The organism is Pseudomonas sp. NEEL19 (assembly GCF_028751975.1).
In the GTDB taxonomy this organism is placed as follows: Bacteria; Pseudomonadota; Gammaproteobacteria; order Pseudomonadales; family Pseudomonadaceae; genus Aquipseudomonas; species Aquipseudomonas juntendi.
On sequence record NZ_CP081491.1, the window covers coordinates 2,941,504 to 2,957,053 of the forward strand.

General features: G+C 59.9%; 8 protein-coding genes. 4 read left to right on the plus strand and 4 right to left on the minus strand.

What is annotated here, in order from left to right; all coding sequences use genetic code 11:
- Positions 1–32 precede the first annotated feature (32 nt).
- Positions 33–947 (plus strand): LysR family transcriptional regulator, encoded by a 915-nt coding sequence (locus K4A76_RS13075; RefSeq protein ID WP_029884809.1) that lies wholly within the window; start codon positions 33–35, stop codon positions 945–947.
- 226 nt (positions 948–1,173) lie between these two features.
- Here K4A76_RS13075 and K4A76_RS13080 read toward each other — a convergent pair whose 3' ends face one another.
- From K4A76_RS13080 to K4A76_RS13090, 3 genes are read right to left on the minus strand one after another with little or no spacing between them, the layout of a single operon-like run.
- Complete coding sequence (locus tag K4A76_RS13080; RefSeq protein ID WP_274410419.1) at positions 1,174–3,786, minus strand: helicase-related protein; 2,613 nt, start codon at positions 3,784–3,786, stop codon at positions 1,174–1,176.
- Positions 3,783–5,774 carry a hypothetical protein gene (locus K4A76_RS13085; RefSeq protein ID WP_274410420.1) on the minus strand — a complete coding sequence of 664 codons (1,992 nt, stop codon included), beginning with the start codon at positions 5,772–5,774 and terminating at the stop codon, positions 3,783–3,785. The genes K4A76_RS13080 and K4A76_RS13085 overlap by 4 nt, the downstream gene beginning before the upstream one ends.
- The gene (locus K4A76_RS13090; protein WP_274410421.1) at positions 5,771–7,063 is read right to left on the minus strand and encodes a hypothetical protein; all 1,293 of its coding nucleotides are present in this window, start codon (positions 7,061–7,063) and stop codon (positions 5,771–5,773) included. Before K4A76_RS13090 ends, K4A76_RS13085 begins: the two co-directional genes overlap by 4 nt.
- A 303-nt stretch (positions 7,064–7,366) precedes the next feature.
- Between K4A76_RS13090 and K4A76_RS13095 the strand changes: the two genes are divergently transcribed.
- The 3 genes from K4A76_RS13095 (at position 7,367) to K4A76_RS13105 (ending at position 13,734) form a co-directional block, all read left to right on the plus strand.
- The gene (locus K4A76_RS13095) at positions 7,367–9,463 is read left to right on the plus strand and encodes a RecQ family ATP-dependent DNA helicase (protein WP_274410422.1); all 2,097 of its coding nucleotides are present in this window, start codon (positions 7,367–7,369) and stop codon (positions 9,461–9,463) included.
- Positions 9,460–10,827 (plus strand): DNA-processing protein DprA, encoded by a 1,368-nt coding sequence (locus K4A76_RS13100; RefSeq protein ID WP_274410423.1) that lies wholly within the window; start codon positions 9,460–9,462, stop codon positions 10,825–10,827. The genes K4A76_RS13095 and K4A76_RS13100 overlap by 4 nt, the downstream gene beginning before the upstream one ends.
- A 198-nt stretch (positions 10,828–11,025) precedes the next feature.
- A complete protein-coding gene (locus tag K4A76_RS13105) occupies positions 11,026–13,734 on the plus strand; it encodes an AAA domain-containing protein (protein WP_274410424.1) in 2,709 nt (902 codons plus the stop codon).
- A gap of 46 nt (positions 13,735–13,780) precedes the next feature.
- Here the strand turns inward: K4A76_RS13105 and K4A76_RS13110 are convergent, their stop codons facing one another.
- Complete coding sequence (locus K4A76_RS13110; RefSeq protein WP_274410425.1) at positions 13,781–15,547, minus strand: alkaline phosphatase family protein; 1,767 nt, start codon at positions 15,545–15,547, stop codon at positions 13,781–13,783.
- Positions 15,548–15,550: the final 3 nt, after the last annotated feature.

Sequence of the window (15,550 nt, forward strand, 5' to 3'; positions counted from 1 at the left end):
CACCCCTGCCCCCCTTCAGGCGAAGCGCACCGATGAATCGAAACGACCTGCGTCGTGTAGACCTCAACTTGCTGATTGTGTTCGAAACGCTGATGCACGAGCGCAGCGTGACCCGTGCAGCGGAAAAACTGTTCCTGGGCCAGCCGGCCATCAGCGCGGCCTTGTCGCGCCTGCGCAACCTGTTCGACGACCCGCTATTCGTACGCACAGGCCGCAGCATGGAGCCCTCGGCACGGGCTCACGAGATCTTCGCGCTGCTGTCGCCCGCGCTGGATTCGATTTCCACCGCGGTCAGCCGCGCAGCCGAATTCGACCCTGCCACCAGCAATGCCGTATTCCGCATCGGCCTGTCGGACGACGCCGAGTTCGCCCTGCTGCCGCAACTGCTCAAGCGCATTCGCGCCGAGGCCCCTGGCATCGTGCTGGTGGTGCGCCGGGTGAACTACCTGCTGATGCCGACCCTGCTGGCCTCAGGGGAAATCTCGGTGGGCGTCAGTTACACCAGCGAACTGCCCGCCAACGCCAAGCGCAAGGTGCTGCGCCGCAGCGCGCCGAAACTGCTGCGCGCCGACAGCGTGCCTGGCAGCATCACCCTGGACGACTTCTGCGCGCGGCCACATGCATTGGTGTCGTTTGCCGGGGACTTGTCTGGCTTTATCGACGAGGCGCTTGACGAGCTGGGTCGCAAGCGCCATGTCGTGCTGGCGGTACCGCAATTCAACGGGTTGGGGAGCTTGCTGGCGGGGACCGATATCGTGGCGACGGTACCGGACTACACCGCCGATGCGCTGACGGCTGCCGGCGGGTTGCGGGCGGAGGACCTGCCGATACCGGTACGTAGTTTCGAGCTGCACATGGCCTGGCGTGGCGCGCAGGATAACGACCCGGCGGAGCGCTGGCTGCGGTCACGGATACAGATGTTCTTCGGCGACCCTGACAGTCTTTAAGGGCTTTGCGCATGCTTTTTAGCTGATCAATTCTGCGTTTTCCTAGCCTAAAAGTGCCATTTACTTCCAGCTCATTGCTACATTTGGGGCATATTTGAGGGCATGCTTCTGATGGCTTGAAGAGGATGCCCCCAACCGTCATTGCTGTCCTGTAGCGGCGGCCTGCAAACTGACAAGCATCTGGGCATTATCCTGACCATCACATCGTCGCGATGACAGTCTGCATTTACCGCCGTAACGGAGAAAAGCAAGGCGCGCTAGCCTGTAAATTCGCCAACACTTCCTCATACTCCAAATCTCCCTCAGCCTCTCGTGCAGGGATCACCTCGCCATGTAACTGAGCACGCAGGTCATCCCAACGGTCCAATAAAACCTTCCAGTTATGTTCATCGTAGGTCCCTCGGAAGATCACCGGATGCACATCAATGCGTGGTAGCTTCGCCGCTGGAGTATTCCGTTCCAACGCTTCGTCCAGTTGGCGGCTCCAGTGACTACCCACCCGATCGACCCGGCCGATCTGCTGCTCGACCACGCCGGGGTTCCATTCCGGGTGCATGAGAATCACTGTGCGGCAGGCTAGGTGCAGGTTGAGACCTTCGCGACCCACGGCCGACTGGGCCACCAGCACCCGGGGGAAACTGTCGAGGCGATTGAAGGACATCTGCAACAGGCGGCGGGTGGATTGCTCGGTGCCGCCAGACATCAAGCGGGCGAAGCCACCCTCTTGGTGGGCATATTCTTCCTGCAGGCGTACCAGAAGCGGCTCCCATTGCAAGGCCACTTCGTCGTGGGCGATGTCGCTGTCGTCCGCATACCGGTCGCTGGCGGCCTCCAGTAAATGGCGGAAGGCCGCGCAGACATGCTCGGGGGTCGGTGATCCGGCCTGATCGCCAGTCAGGCCGAGGATCGCCCGGGTGAACAGCGCCACGGGATGCTTCTCGGCTGCATCAGCCAGGTCCTTGTTGAGTTCGGCGTCCCTGAGGCATCCAAACATGGCCCGGGGCAGTTGCTCGTGCTGGCCCAGCCCCGCATCCAGCCACTCCAGCAGACGCCGGCGCAGTTGCTCACGGCGCGCGCCCTGGCTGTTGTACTGGCGGGACAACAGGTCGGGGATCGCGGCAAGGTCCAGAGGGGACTGCAACTGGCGATGGGCAACCTGTACCGCGGCCCACTCGGAATGATCATCCGTATCATCGGCGCGGATAACGCTCTGCGGCCAGTACGCACCGGCGTCCAGCCTGCGCAGCATTTCCCGGGCGTTGAGCAAGCGTACCAAGGCGCGCATGGGCGCGGTGAAGCGACCGAACACCAGGACCTTCTCCTTGCGCTCATGCACCGCTTCGATGGCGCTGATCGTGGCCAGGATCGCAGGATGCTCGAACAGGTGATGAGGCCGCTGGAACGCCTGTGCAGCGATTTTCAACCACCATTGCACGCGCTGCTGGCGCTTTTCATCGAGCGGATTAAGTGGATCGTCCGGCGTCGATGCGGACGGTTCCACGGGTTCGTTGATCTGCCCGAGCAGGTCGGCGATCCCGTGACCGTTGGCCAGGGTCAGGCGCAGGCGCTTGGCCCTGGCGTTTTCCTCCAGCCGCGACGCCACCGAGAGCGCCTCGGTCGCGCAAACGGCCTGACGCCAGGGTAGCGCCAGGCGCTGGACATCCACGCTGACCGGCTCGCGGGTATTGCGATGGCTCTCCCCACGGGTGCGCTCGGTGAAGCGCAGGACGTCAGCGTCTTCGCGCTTGTCCCGGCGCAGTAGATAGGGGCAGAGCATGGTCTGGAAGGCGCTGGCCGCCGCCTCATAACGATGCCGTGCAGTATCGCTTGAGCGCCAGTGGATGCGCAGGTGACGGATGGCCTGGTCAAAGTCGTCGATCACCGGCTGAAGTTGGTCGCACACGGCTTCGTCCAGCCCCAGCCGCTCGAAGGTCTGCCTCCACTGCTGGACGTCCAATTCCACGGGGGTCGCAGTCAGGCAAAGGCGTCGGCATTGCGCCGCGCTGGAGAGCATACCGAGCAAGCGGCTGAGGCCGCCGTCGCTACCGCGACCTTTATGGGCTTCGTCGATCACTACCAGATCGAACGCACCCAGGCCAATCCCGACGGTCTGCTCTAGCCAGCTTCGATAGAGGCTGCCGTTGCCGTAGTCGGTATAGACGTCCGGGTGAGGCCAAGGGTGCTGTGCAGTGACGTCGCTCAACCAGGTGCTGGCGGGTTGCCGGGGATTTTCCCGGAGCGCATCGACGATACTGACTGCGGCACTGGTGATCCACTCATCGTATTCGCCCGAGTGCAGATAACCATTCGGATACCGGGCTGCGGTTGCCTTGCGCCACTGCGCAAAAACCTCGGGCACCAACTCCCTGCGCCAGCGCCGGGTACCCTCCCCCAGGCGCCAATTGGCGAAGGCATGGGACAGCAGCACCGTCGGCACTTCGAACCACGGGGTCTGCTCGCTGACCTCGGCGGCCCCCCAGGCTTCGAAATAACCCAGCAGCCCGCGAAGCATATCGGGCACGGCGACACCGCCGCGTTTCAACTCGTCCTGCCACTGATAGCCCAACCCCGGCGGCGCAATGATCGCAGCGCGGCCTCCGGCCTCGTTGACTGCGCCAATCAGTTCGACGGCGATACGGGTCTTACCCATTCCCACTTCGTCAGCCAGCACGACACCGTGTTCGCCGATGCGCTCGGCCAGCGCAAGCACGCTGGCGCGCTGGCCCTTGTTCAGGTGCGCAACCGCCTCACCCTTTTCGCCCGCCAACTGCTCTTGCTCCGCCACCCGCCTGCGCAGGGCCGCCGAAACCTTCGCCCAGCTGAAGCCCGTCCGTGTCATATCGCAGCCCCCAGGGGAAATGCACTGCCGAGCTTCCAATGAGCTTCGATGGTGCTTAGTGCCATCTCGTAGCGCTGACCTTCCGGGCCATCCGCCATTTCCGCGAAATCTGGCCTGAATGCCGGTTGACGCAGCGCGTGAAGAGGATTGAGCTCAAGTGCCATGAACTGCTGCAACAGCTCGCAGCCGGCAGCCTGGCTGAGGGACTGCTCCAGGCGGGCACACCACAGCGGCCAGTCCCGAGGCTCTAGGGCGGTCTGTTTTGCGGCGATGCTTTCGATCAGTTCCATCATCTGCCGGATCGGGTAGCGCGCTGCCTCCCCCGCAGATGCTCGGCTGCCCTTCCGCTCAGGCGGGTCCTGGAAGGGATCAAACGCATTGGGCAATTCGTCTTCGCTGGGGGCGTGTGGGAATCCGTCGAGCTGCAGCCAGGCGTCCTCCAGGCTGATGTCCAGCAAGCCGGTGGCGGCCAAACGGCCGAATCCGTCGAGCACCGGCACCACGGCAGTCCGGGTCGCCCCCGCGTCCTGCCATGCGACCCGCACCTGCCGGGGTTGCGGCCCGGACCAGGCGAAGCCCTCTCCCTCGACCCAGGAACACACCTGCTCCGAAGTGTCCAGCAGCGAGCAAGCCGGCTGCGCAAGCGCGTCGGCGCTCAACCAGCCGTGCTCCGGCGTCTCTGCATCCCGCCAGACGAGATAGGCCACAGGGGCCGCGGCGAATACCTCGTCGCCCACTTCGAGGTCCTGGCCCTGGCGCAGGTTCTCGGGGGCACACTCCTGATCCCATTGGATCGGCAGTCGATAGCCGATCGCTTGCGGGTCGGCGACGCCCGGCTTTGCCGGATACCAGTTCATCGATTCAGGGGCGAAGACCACACCTGCCTCCAGGTTGCCTTTCAAGCGCCCCATCTGCAGGGTGAAGCCCTGTCGGGTCAGGTTGCCCGAGCCTAGGTAAAGCCAGGGGCTGGCGGTTTTTCCCGAGTGGCCGACCTCGCTGGCGCTGAAGATGAACTTGGCGTGCAAGGTGCGCTGGGGCTGCTCAGCAAACCAGGCCGGCTGGACCGCAGGTTTTACGTTGATGCCTGCCGCCGTCAATAGAGGGACGGAATCAGCGATGCCCTGACAGCTCGCCTCGTTGACGAACAGGTCCACGCAGCTGCTCGCCGTCAACAGACGGGGCTCACCCTCTTCACCGCGCAGGCGCCGGACGATGCTCAGCGGGACCGATGACTGATCGTCGGCCAAGGACGATTCATAAAAACCCGAGCCCATGGCCAGGTAGTTCCGCGCGCTGCCACGGCCCGAGGCATGCAGCACCTTGGCTGGCAACTGGTCGAGCAGGGACTTCTTGCGGTTATGGAAGAAGCGCGGGATTAAGTTGGCTGCCCAGGGCTTGACCTGCTTGAGCAGACACTCGTCCAGTTGCGCCACGGCAGCGGTCGTCAGCGGATTGGCCTGCAGCGCACGCCGGTCGTAATGGGTGCGAAGCCAATCCAGCAGTACCCAGGCGCTATTGATGTCCGCGCACGCCTGGCGGGTGGCGTCAGATGGCGACAACAGATCATCGCTATACAAGTCCAGGCACCAGACCAGGTCGAGGCTCTGCTCCAGGGTCTGTCGCGTCCAGTTGCCGGTGGACACCAGCAGGCGCAGGCACCAGGCACCGCTGGTGTCCTTACTGCGAAACGCCAGCAGCGCCACCTTGGCGTGCATCAGGTTGAACGGCAGCTTGCCGTTGGCCCACGGCAGGTGCAACAGGCCCGGCACCCCGATGGGGTCGATCTGGACCGCACGCGGGTCCAGCATCAGCGCCAGAAACGTCTGCCCGGCGTAGGCACGCTGATTGGCCTGCTGGTAGGTGAAACGCTCAAGGGCCTCGTTGAGGAAACCCTCGTCCGCGGAAAAACCGCACAGCCAGCCGAACTGACCGGTGAAACCCTCCGGCGCCTCGAAGTGCCGTACGAGAGAAGCAGGCACCTGGCTCATGGATTCACCTCTTCGATGGCAGTGCTCGGTTTCGCTGAAGTGCTGACCTGCGCCAGGCCCTGGAGATCCAGGTCCAGACGCCGCAGGCGCTCAACACGGTGGGAGATCCATGCGGGCAGCGCTGCATGGGCTGGCGCCTCGGTGACCTCCTCGATCACCTGGTCGCCGTCGATTGGCGCGCCCTGGTGGAGAAACGCAGAGCCGGGCACAACATCCCGGCCGCGCAGACGCAACACCCGGTCGTCGCGGCGGACCAAGTAGCTCAGCAGGTCCGCATCGTCGGGGTCTGCGCATTCGCGGCAGAAGGCCTCGGCCACGGTGTTTGTCTGTTGCGCCAACGGATTATCAAGGAACAGGCGGGCCAGTTGCCGCAGGTGATCGAGGCGCGTGGCGATACGCTCGGGCAGGACACTGCCCAACCTGAAGCGCAGCGTGCTCAGTACTGCCAGATGCTGCTCCAGTGCGTTGAGCGCATCGTAGGCCGCATCCTGGACCTGGAAGAACAACGCGCCGTAGTGTAGGTCGTTCCAGTGCTCGGGGTCGATGGCATCAGGTCGCAAGTGCCAGTCGAACGCCCCCGCCGGCTCGGAGTGACGGGCGGCCAGCCAGCGACGGATGGCGACGCGGCGCTCCCCACCGCCTGCGCCGCTGTCGATACGCCGCGACAGCAACACACGAGCGGCTACGGGCAACCCGTGCAGCGGTGAAAGTAGCTGCCGGACGCCAGGTTTCAGGTCGCCCACAGCGCGGCCTTTCAGCGCCCATTGCACCAGGGTCTCCAGCAGCGCGCCGTCATCCTCGCAGCAGGCATTGATGAACTCCCGGCCAAAGCCCGTACAGGCAAAGGCATTGAAGCGTTCGCCCTGGGCACGCACCAGCCCAAGGGCCAGCAAGGCCTGGCCGGAGCCCATGCGCATCGGCTGGCTGACATAGAAGCCGGGCTTGCACAGGGTCTTGAAGTCAAAACCGGCCTTGCCGCGCAATTTCTCCGATCCGCGGACCCGGCTATCACCCTGGCCGTTGTAGTGGGTGAGTGCGAAATAGCAGCCCAAGGCTTCCACGGCATTGGCCACGGCGATATTCGAGTGCATCATTCCGTGCCGGCGCAGGCCCTGGGCTAGGGCAACACCCAAGGTCGCCAGCAGCAATTGCTTGGCGTACCAGACAGCGCCCATGCCGGGCACGGCCCGCTCGTTGTAATCGCGCACCGCCGCGCCGATATCGAGTGTGCGGGTGCGTCGCTCGCTACCCACGTGATCCGGGCCGCACAGCCCCCAGGTCATGGTCATGACGCTATCCTCTTCATCCGTGGAAAGATCGGTATTGGTGCTGGCACAAGGCCGCTGACGATAGCAAAATGCCGCAATCGCAACCAGATCGCAGGGAGGCCCACGTCATGACCGGCTGCAGCCGCCACGTTCCCCTACGCCCATGAACTTATTTGATAAACGCAAGGATTCGTGTCGACCATGCTGAACACCCAGCGGACCTACCTCGCCTAACCGCTACAGCAAAATCACGCTCATATCGTATCTGTCATATGGAACCGGGACGTCATGTCTTGGGAAGGGTTGATTAGAAGGAATTAATCGATGCAAAGGAACGATGCTGAAAAACTCTTAAAAGTCGCCATCGACAACCAGGCTGCTGTATTCAGGGACGGCCAATGGGAGGCAATTGATGCCTTGATTAACCACCGCCAAAAGCTGCTGGTCGTTCAGCGCACCGGCTGGGGCAAAAGCTCTGTGTACTTCATCAGTACTCGAATACTGCGCGATCGCGGGCAAGGCCCGACGATCATTATCTCCCCTTTGCTAGCTTTGATGCGCAACCAGATCGAGGCGGCTCGCCGAATCGGTGTAAATGCCGTCACCATCAATTCAACCAACACCCAGCAATGGGAACAGGCCCGCCAGGACGTACTCGCCAACCGGGTGGACTGCTTGCTGATCTCGCCGGAGCGACTGGCAAACGACGACTTTATGGAAGACATTCTGCAGCCCATCGCAGATCGTATCGGCTTGATGGTCATCGACGAAGCACACTGTATTTCCGACTGGGGGCATGATTTCCGGCCCGATTACCGACGCATAGTCAACATTCTGCGTTTCCTACCTGCCAACACGCCACTTTTGGGCACGACTGCGACGGCAAACACGCGGGTGGTGAACGATATCCGCGCCCAGTTTGGTGATATCCACATCGTCCGAGGACCCCTGACACGTGAAAGCTTGTCGCTGCAAAACTTGATCATGCCGGATCAAGCTAGCCGTCTGGCCTGGCTCGCCCAGACCATCCCAACCTTACCGGGGACGGGCATTGTTTATGCGCTCACCCAGCGCGATACTGAGCAAGTCGCGCGCTGGCTTCGTGCTAATGGAATCAATGCCGCGCCCTATCACAGCGACGTAGCCAACTCCGACTTTGCCAATAGCGATCAATATCGCCAATACCTGGAAGACCAACTGCTTGCCAACAATCTCAAGGTACTCGTGGCGACCACTGCGCTGGGTATGGGCTATGACAAACCCGATCTGGGCTTCGTCATTCACTACCAAGCGCCGAGTTCAATTGTCGCGTACTACCAACAGGTCGGCCGAGCAGGACGGGCGATCGATCATTCTCTAGGCTTGCTGATGTCCGGGGAAGAAGACGAACAGATTCATGATTTTTTCAGGCGCGCAGCTTTCCCACCGCCTAGGCAAGTCAACCATTTACTCCGTGTATTGGCTCAGTCCAATGGGCTGACGATTCGTGAGCTGGAGGAGCACAGCAATCTTTCCCACGGGCAGATAGAAAAAATCCTCAAGCTTCTGAGCGTCGAAAGCCCGGCGCCGCTCATCAAGCACGAAAGCAAGTGGGTGCGTACCCCAGTCCACTACGAATTGGATGAGAACCGTATCAACAGGCTGACCGAGCTTCGGGAACATGAATGGCAACAGGTTCAGGCATACTTGAGTGAACCTGGCTGCCTGATGGCGTTCCTACGACACGCATTGGATGACCCTGAAGATGATGCTTGCGGGAAGTGTGAGCGCTGCCTGGGCAGGGAGCTAGTATCAAGTCAGGTAGACCGCCGACTGGTGCATCAAGCGGCAACCTTCATTCGGCATGCCGAGTTTCCGATCAAGCCCAAAAAACAGATCGCCAAGGGAGGCTTTGAGCACTACGGCTTCCCGACCAACTTACCTGCCAACCTTCAGGCAACGGAAGGTCGAGTACTATCACAATGGCGTGATGGAGGGTGGGGAGAATTGGCGGCTAACGGTAAGGAACGTGGCTACTTTGACGATGCTCTGGTTACCGCCATGGCTGAGATGATCCAGTCTCGCTGGCAGCCCAATCCCAAACCTACCTGGTTGTGCTGCGTGCCGTCGTTGGGGCATCCAACGTTGGTACCTGACTTTGCTCAGCGCTTGGCGAATACGCTAGAAATTCCCTTCGTCAACTGTGTGACCAAGGTGAAAGAAAACGAGCCACAAAAGTGGCAGAACAATCGCTTCCATCAGTGCCGTAACCTAGATGGTGTGTTCGCGGTAAATGCGAGCATTCCCGCCGGCCCGGTGCTGCTGGTTGATGACATGATCGACTCAGGCTGGACGATGACCGTCATTGCAGCACTGCTTAAGCAAGCGGGCAGCGACCTAGTCTATCCGCTGGCAATCTCATCTACGGCAAGCAACGCATGATAAATACCAATACTCAGTCGATCCTCCTGTTGACGTCTTACTTCTCAAAATCTGTCGGTGGCGCCAAACCGCTCTCCCCAACGGAATGGGGACGATTTGCTCAATGGCTCAACGCTCATGGGAAGACGCCTGCAGAGTTGGTGACGGCTGATCCACACGTGGTGCTTGAGGGGTGGCAGGATGACAAAATACCGCTGAGCCGCGTTGAGCAGTTGCTTGAGCGCGGCCATGCGCTGGCATTGGCACTGGAGAAGTGGAACCGGGCTGGATTGTGGGTGCTGACTCGATCTGACTCCGACTATCCGAAGGCGCTCAAGCACCATCTACGTAACACCGCGCCGCCAGTACTCTTCGGCTGTGGAAATCCGCGACTGCTCAATCAACGCGGTATCAGTGTCGTCGGAGCGCGCAAGGCGGATGATGCCGACCTTGCCTACGCCTCCTCTCTTGGTGAGAGGATCGCGATGGCCGGAATGACCGTCGTCTCAGGTGGCGCGCGGGGCGTCGATGAGGCTGCGATGCAGGGCGGATTGAAACAGGAAGGAACCGTCATCGGCATTATGGCAGATAGCCTGTTATCGGCAGCGCTATCCAGCAAATGGCGCGGTGGGCTGATGAACAACAACCTAGTGCTGGTTTCACCATTTTTCCCAGAGGCAGGATTCAACGCCGGCAACGCGATGGCCCGGAACAAATACATTTATTGTATGAGCCACGCCGCAGTGGTGGTTCGCTCCGAAACCAAAGGCGGAACTTGGAACGGTGCTATCGAAAACCTGAAAAAAGGTTGGGTTCCCTTGTGGGTAAAGCAGGATGCAAATCCGGAATCTGGAAATTTCGCGTTGGTGTCGCAAGGCGCGCAATGGCTGGAGTCTTCAGCGGCGCATGTCGATGTCCACAGGCTGAACGCCCAAGCTAAGTCCGAGCCTGAACCAGACCTCGTCTCCGGGTCAGCACCTGCCGACCATAGCGTTTTGAGCACGGAGGAAGAGACCGCCAAAACGGCTCCCGTTGAGGGCGACACGATACAGCATCCCCCCACCAGAGAGGGTCTGATCAATGAAGACTCGAGCTTGGCCTCAACTCAGGCTACCGACGTTGGTGAGCTGAGTTTTTATCAACTCTTTCTGCGAAAAATGGCATATCTAAACAGCCCTGCAACCGCCGATGAGCTGAGCGAGCGCTGGAGCATTTCCAAGAAACAGATCAGCGAATGGCTCAAACAATCAGTCGATGAGGGTCGAGTTCAAAAGCTGACTAAGCCGGTGCGCTTCCAGTCGTTGGAACGTGGGAAATCTGAGGACATCCCCGCAGAAAACGCGGGCCAAGTGACCGATGGACAGATGGGATTCAAAATGGATTGATCGTCCACTCTACGCGCCATTGAGACAACTGCCACACGCTGTCGGATCGATTCCTTGCATCCTGAGACCGCCTCAGGAGCTTTTTCTGTATGAGGGCACAGGCATACTGATCTAGTTTGAACTGGGTATCAATGCGCTGAGACGCTCAGCCTCCAGTACAAGACGTAACCGAATGTCATGCGCACAGGGACAGGTAATATGGCTTCGATTCAGGTGGATGGTGAGGACAAAACCGCAAAGATCAGTGACTGGACGATCGGCTGGAGCGAAAAGTACGAAGCGTTGGCGCTGACCTGTCATTTCCCATCCAGTAAAAAGTACACCCGTCCGCTGAATAACTGCCGAGTCTCACCTTCCCGCGAGTTGAACAATGTACTCCTGACCAAACCTGGCAGCATGATCGTCAAACCCATCGACAAAGCGGTGATCTACGACGAGCGCTATGCGGTAGTGCACTATCCGGGCGGTACCAGGCCCTACGTTCACAAGATGGACGGCATCGTCTTGATCGAGCCTACCTCGATCAAGAACACGTCTGTCTTCGGTTATTTCATTGCGATTGCGAAAGGCCGATGCGCTGAAGCGCGATCAGAGGAAGATCGTGCCATTGCCAAAAATGTCGTGACTCAGCTTGGACAACTGCCAGCTCTCGCCAGCACTGCCTTGCAAGCCTATTGCACCGGGCGCAATGGAACGCTCGCACCAAGTCAGGGGCTCATCTATCCATTCGGTCTGAACGAAAGCCAGCATCAGGCCGTCGAGCGGGCATTCAGTGCGCAAATCAGCGTGATCGAAGGCCCACCGGGAACCGGCAAGACGCAGACCATTCTCAACATCATCGCCAACATCCTATTGCGCGGGCAGAGGGTTGCGGTGGTGTCCAACAACAATGCGGCCGTGGCAAACGTCTACGAGAAACTGGAAAAATGCGGCCTGGGCCACCTGGTTGCCAAACTTGGCAATGAGAAAAACCGCGAAGCGTTCTTCGACGATTTACCTGCATGGCCACCCAGCGTGGCTGGGCCGGCGCCGTCTCTGGAAGAGATCCAGGGCTTGCTGACCCGTTTGAAGCAGCATCTGGCAGACCACAACCGGGCGGCACAACTGCAGATTGAAATGGACGAGCTGGTCATCGAGCGGCGCTATCTGCAACAGTGGCAGGCAGAAAACGGTGTGCAGGTTATGCCGCTGGACAAGTACAGGCTGACCCCGCGCAAGACTGCCGACCTTATGGCCTACCTATCGCACCTGGGCGAGCGACGTGTGAAGCTCAAGGATCGCATCGAGCTGCTGTTGCAATTCCGAGTCTTTCGCACCAAGCCTTTCACCGAAGGCGAGGCACGCATGGCCGCGTTCCATGCACTGCAGATGCACTACTACGACAGGTCGTTACAGGATAAGGAAACCGAGCTGCTGGCGTGCCGCGAAACGTTGGCGCGTGCAAACTTCCCGACCCTACTCAAAGAACTGACAACGGCATCGATGCACCACCTGAAACAGCATGTGCAAGGCCAGATTCCGCCGCAATCCAGCTTCGATATGAAAAGCTACCGCAGGGAGTTTGATGCCTTCATGCAACGTTTTCCTATCCTGGCCAGCGGCACGCACTCGATCGTCAATTCGATCGCGCCAGGGGCGGTTCTCGACTACGTGATCATCGATGAAGCGTCGTTGCAGGACATAGTACCGGGCATCCTGCCGCTGGGCTGCGCCAAGAACCTGATCGTTGTCGGCGACAACCGCCAGTTGCCGCACATCCCCGTGAAACTGGGGCTGCCGGCGCCGGCCGCGGCCTACGACTGCGAGCAATACAGTCTGCTGGATTCGTGCATTGCCGTGTTCCAGGAGGCGCTGCCAAGGACGCTGCTGAAGGAGCATTACCGCTGCCACCCCAAGATCATCCAGTTCTGCAATCAGCAATTCTATGACAACGCACTGGTGCCGATGACCGTAAACAACGGCGACGAGCCCCTACGTCTTGTGGTGACAGCCAAAGGCAACCACGCACGCAAGAACACCAACCTTCGGGAGTTGGACTCCTTGTTGAAAGTGCTCGAAGACGAGAGGCAGTCCGTTGCAATGGACGGTGAAGGCCGCGGTTACATCGCCCCGTTCCGGGCACAGGTCGAACTCTGCGATAAGCACCTGCCAGCGGACTTCATCAAGGACACGGTGCACAAGTTCCAGGGGCGCGAGTGCGACGAGATCGTCTTTTCCACCGTGCTGGACAAGAAGCGCAGCAACCAGGCGCAAAGGCGTCTGGATTTCGTCGACGACCCACGCATGATCAACGTGGCAGTGTCGCGGGCAAAACATCGCTTCACCCTTGTGACCGGTGACGAGGTTTTCACCGAGAACAATGGCCACATCGCCGCGCTGATCCGCTATATCAGTTACTACGCGCAGGATGAGCAGATCGTCCGTGCGCCAGTGGTGTCGGCATTCGACTTGTTGTACCACGAGTACGACCAGTCACTGGAACGCCTCAAGGCCCGTCTGCGGCCCGAAGACTCACGCTACAAGTCGGAGCAGATCGTGGCGCAACTGCTTCGCGAAGCGCTTTCAGCGCCAGCCTGCCATGCACTGACGTACCATACGCAGGTCCACCTGGATAAGCTCGTATCGACGGGCAAGTTCGAGTGGACGCAAGCCCAGCGGGCTTTCATGCGCCGCGCCAGTTGCGATTTCGTACTTTATTTTAAAGTTGGCAAGACCCCAGTTGGCGTGATCGAGGTCGATGGCGGGTATCACGATCACCCTGTGCAGGCCGCTCGGGACGTCATGAAGAATGAGATTCTGGCCGCCTGCGGTCTTCCTATCATCCGGCTGCGGACGGTGGAGTGTGATATTGAGCGCAGAATTGAGGCGTTTCTCGCGCGGTGGGCCACACCTGCTCTGGGCGATTAAGCGACACGGGGCTGCTACGGGCAGTTGCACCGGCGCGGCAGGGCTACTATTGAGCCGGATGCACCGCTTGCAGGTGGTTGGAAAAACCCTCCTCAGTTTCACAACGCCAAGTCGCCCACAGCTTGCACCCTCGCTCATCCCCCATGTCCAACTCAAACGCCAACCAGTTGCGCGCCGGCATCACATAGCGGTTGAAACCCGGGAACAGCATCATTTCGACACAGTGTTGCACGTCAATGGACTGCACTTTGCCAGCAGTATGATTCAGCAACTGAAGAAACAGCCGTTCAGCCACGCCAATCAATGACGGATGCACCACGCCTGAAGAAGTGAATTGCTGAATCTGCGCCCAGTTTGATGTCGGTGGGATATCCCGACGATAGCAACTGCCCCAGGCGGCGACATGCACATCACCGGATGCAATGGAGACCCGCAGCATTCTCTGCTCAGCGATACGGGTCAGCGACTCCAGCAATCGCTTGCGCTCCCCTTCGTGGTCACCGTGCGACCAGTGGTCTTTGAGGTCATCCGCATTGCTGTCGAGCACATGGTCTTGGCCAAACGTATCGAGTAGACCTTCAGCCAGGGACAGCTTGGGGTGCGCGACAGGGACGGAGGACATGAAGATCAAATGCTGACATTTGCTCCCAGGATGAACGGGCTCACCGTCACGCAGCGTATTCAGCCAAGCCTGCATGGCACTCCATGTATCGGCGCCCATAACCTGCGTGCGTGAACGCTCCGAGCGTAGATCAGCTACGAACAACGACACGGGTCCCACGTGATACCCAAAACTGAAGCCTGGCTGGTCGTCCAGGAGCGGCAAGGCCAACTGGTCGCCCTTCAAATGAACGCTCCAGGGTATGGGCTCATAGTGTGGATCCTGCTGGGACACATCGGCACGCTGGAGCAATCTTACAGGGGGCAAATCTTCAACAGCATGCTGCAACTGAAACACCCAGAACGCCCTGCGCGCATGACGCATCATCACCTGAAACAACTCGCAGTGCTGCATGGCCGGACTGTATGATCCCCACCCATCGAAAATGTCGTGGTCGTCCCACATCATCACCGTAGGTATTCTCGCCATCGCATCAGCGCAATCAAGATTCGGTTTAGTGTGCCCCCAGTCACGCCGAGCATCAGGCAGCCAACGACTGGCATAGAGCCCGAAATAGTAAGACTCAATCTCCTTTTCCAGCGCTGCACTGACCTTGAACGCCAGCTGATCCTTTCGCGCCATTCCGACCCATTTCTTCAGCGGTTTCAGGTCCTCCCAGATCGAGTCAAAGTAAATCTGGTCCCCACCCATCAGCAGCAAATGGAACCGCTTCTGTCCCTTGTCATGGATCCGCTTCTCGTGCCAAAGCTGCTCTTTGTCCAGCACATACCCTGCAGCACGCAAATCACGGTCGTGGTTGCTGATCAAGTCCGCCCAGACGGCGTTTTCGGGGCGCACCAACTTGCGCATTCCACTTGGATCGGAAAAGCCATTGCAAGAAACGTAGGCCATCCTTGGGGCATAGTCTTTTCCAGGAACGGAGAAATGCCATTGCGGCCCTCCCTCCCCCACGCCGAACTGAACCGTACGCTCCTGGGCCTGCTGAGCGCAGCTCAGGTCGTAACGCAGGATGGTTTCTTTCGCCCGCTTCAGCAAAACCTTCGGCGCCTCGCAGCGCTTGCCATCAACAGAAAAAGCAGGGAAGGCGGCCCCCGCTAAAACGCCGACCAACGCAGTTACCTGCCACTGCCCAGTGTCGCTGACCCCACGGAACGACAAGACAGGGCCTACAGTAAACAGTGCTCTGGACATCCT

Coding starts and splice junctions, on each gene's coding strand:
- K4A76_RS13090 (WP_274410421.1), bottom strand. CDS start 7,063: ATGACCATGACCTGGGGGCTGTGCGGCCCGGATCACGTGGGTAGCGAG.
- K4A76_RS13075 (WP_029884809.1), top strand. CDS start 33: ATGAATCGAAACGACCTGCGTCGTGTAGACCTCAACTTGCTGATTGTG.
- K4A76_RS13100 (WP_274410423.1), top strand. CDS start 9,460: ATGATAAATACCAATACTCAGTCGATCCTCCTGTTGACGTCTTACTTC.
- K4A76_RS13095 (WP_274410422.1), top strand. CDS start 7,367: ATGCAAAGGAACGATGCTGAAAAACTCTTAAAAGTCGCCATCGACAAC.
- K4A76_RS13080 (WP_274410419.1), bottom strand. CDS start 3,786: ATGACACGGACGGGCTTCAGCTGGGCGAAGGTTTCGGCGGCCCTGCGC.
- K4A76_RS13110 (WP_274410425.1), bottom strand. CDS start 15,547: ATGTCCAGAGCACTGTTTACTGTAGGCCCTGTCTTGTCGTTCCGTGGG.
- K4A76_RS13105 (WP_274410424.1), top strand. CDS start 11,026: ATGGCTTCGATTCAGGTGGATGGTGAGGACAAAACCGCAAAGATCAGT.
- K4A76_RS13085 (WP_274410420.1), bottom strand. CDS start 5,774: ATGAGCCAGGTGCCTGCTTCTCTCGTACGGCACTTCGAGGCGCCGGAG.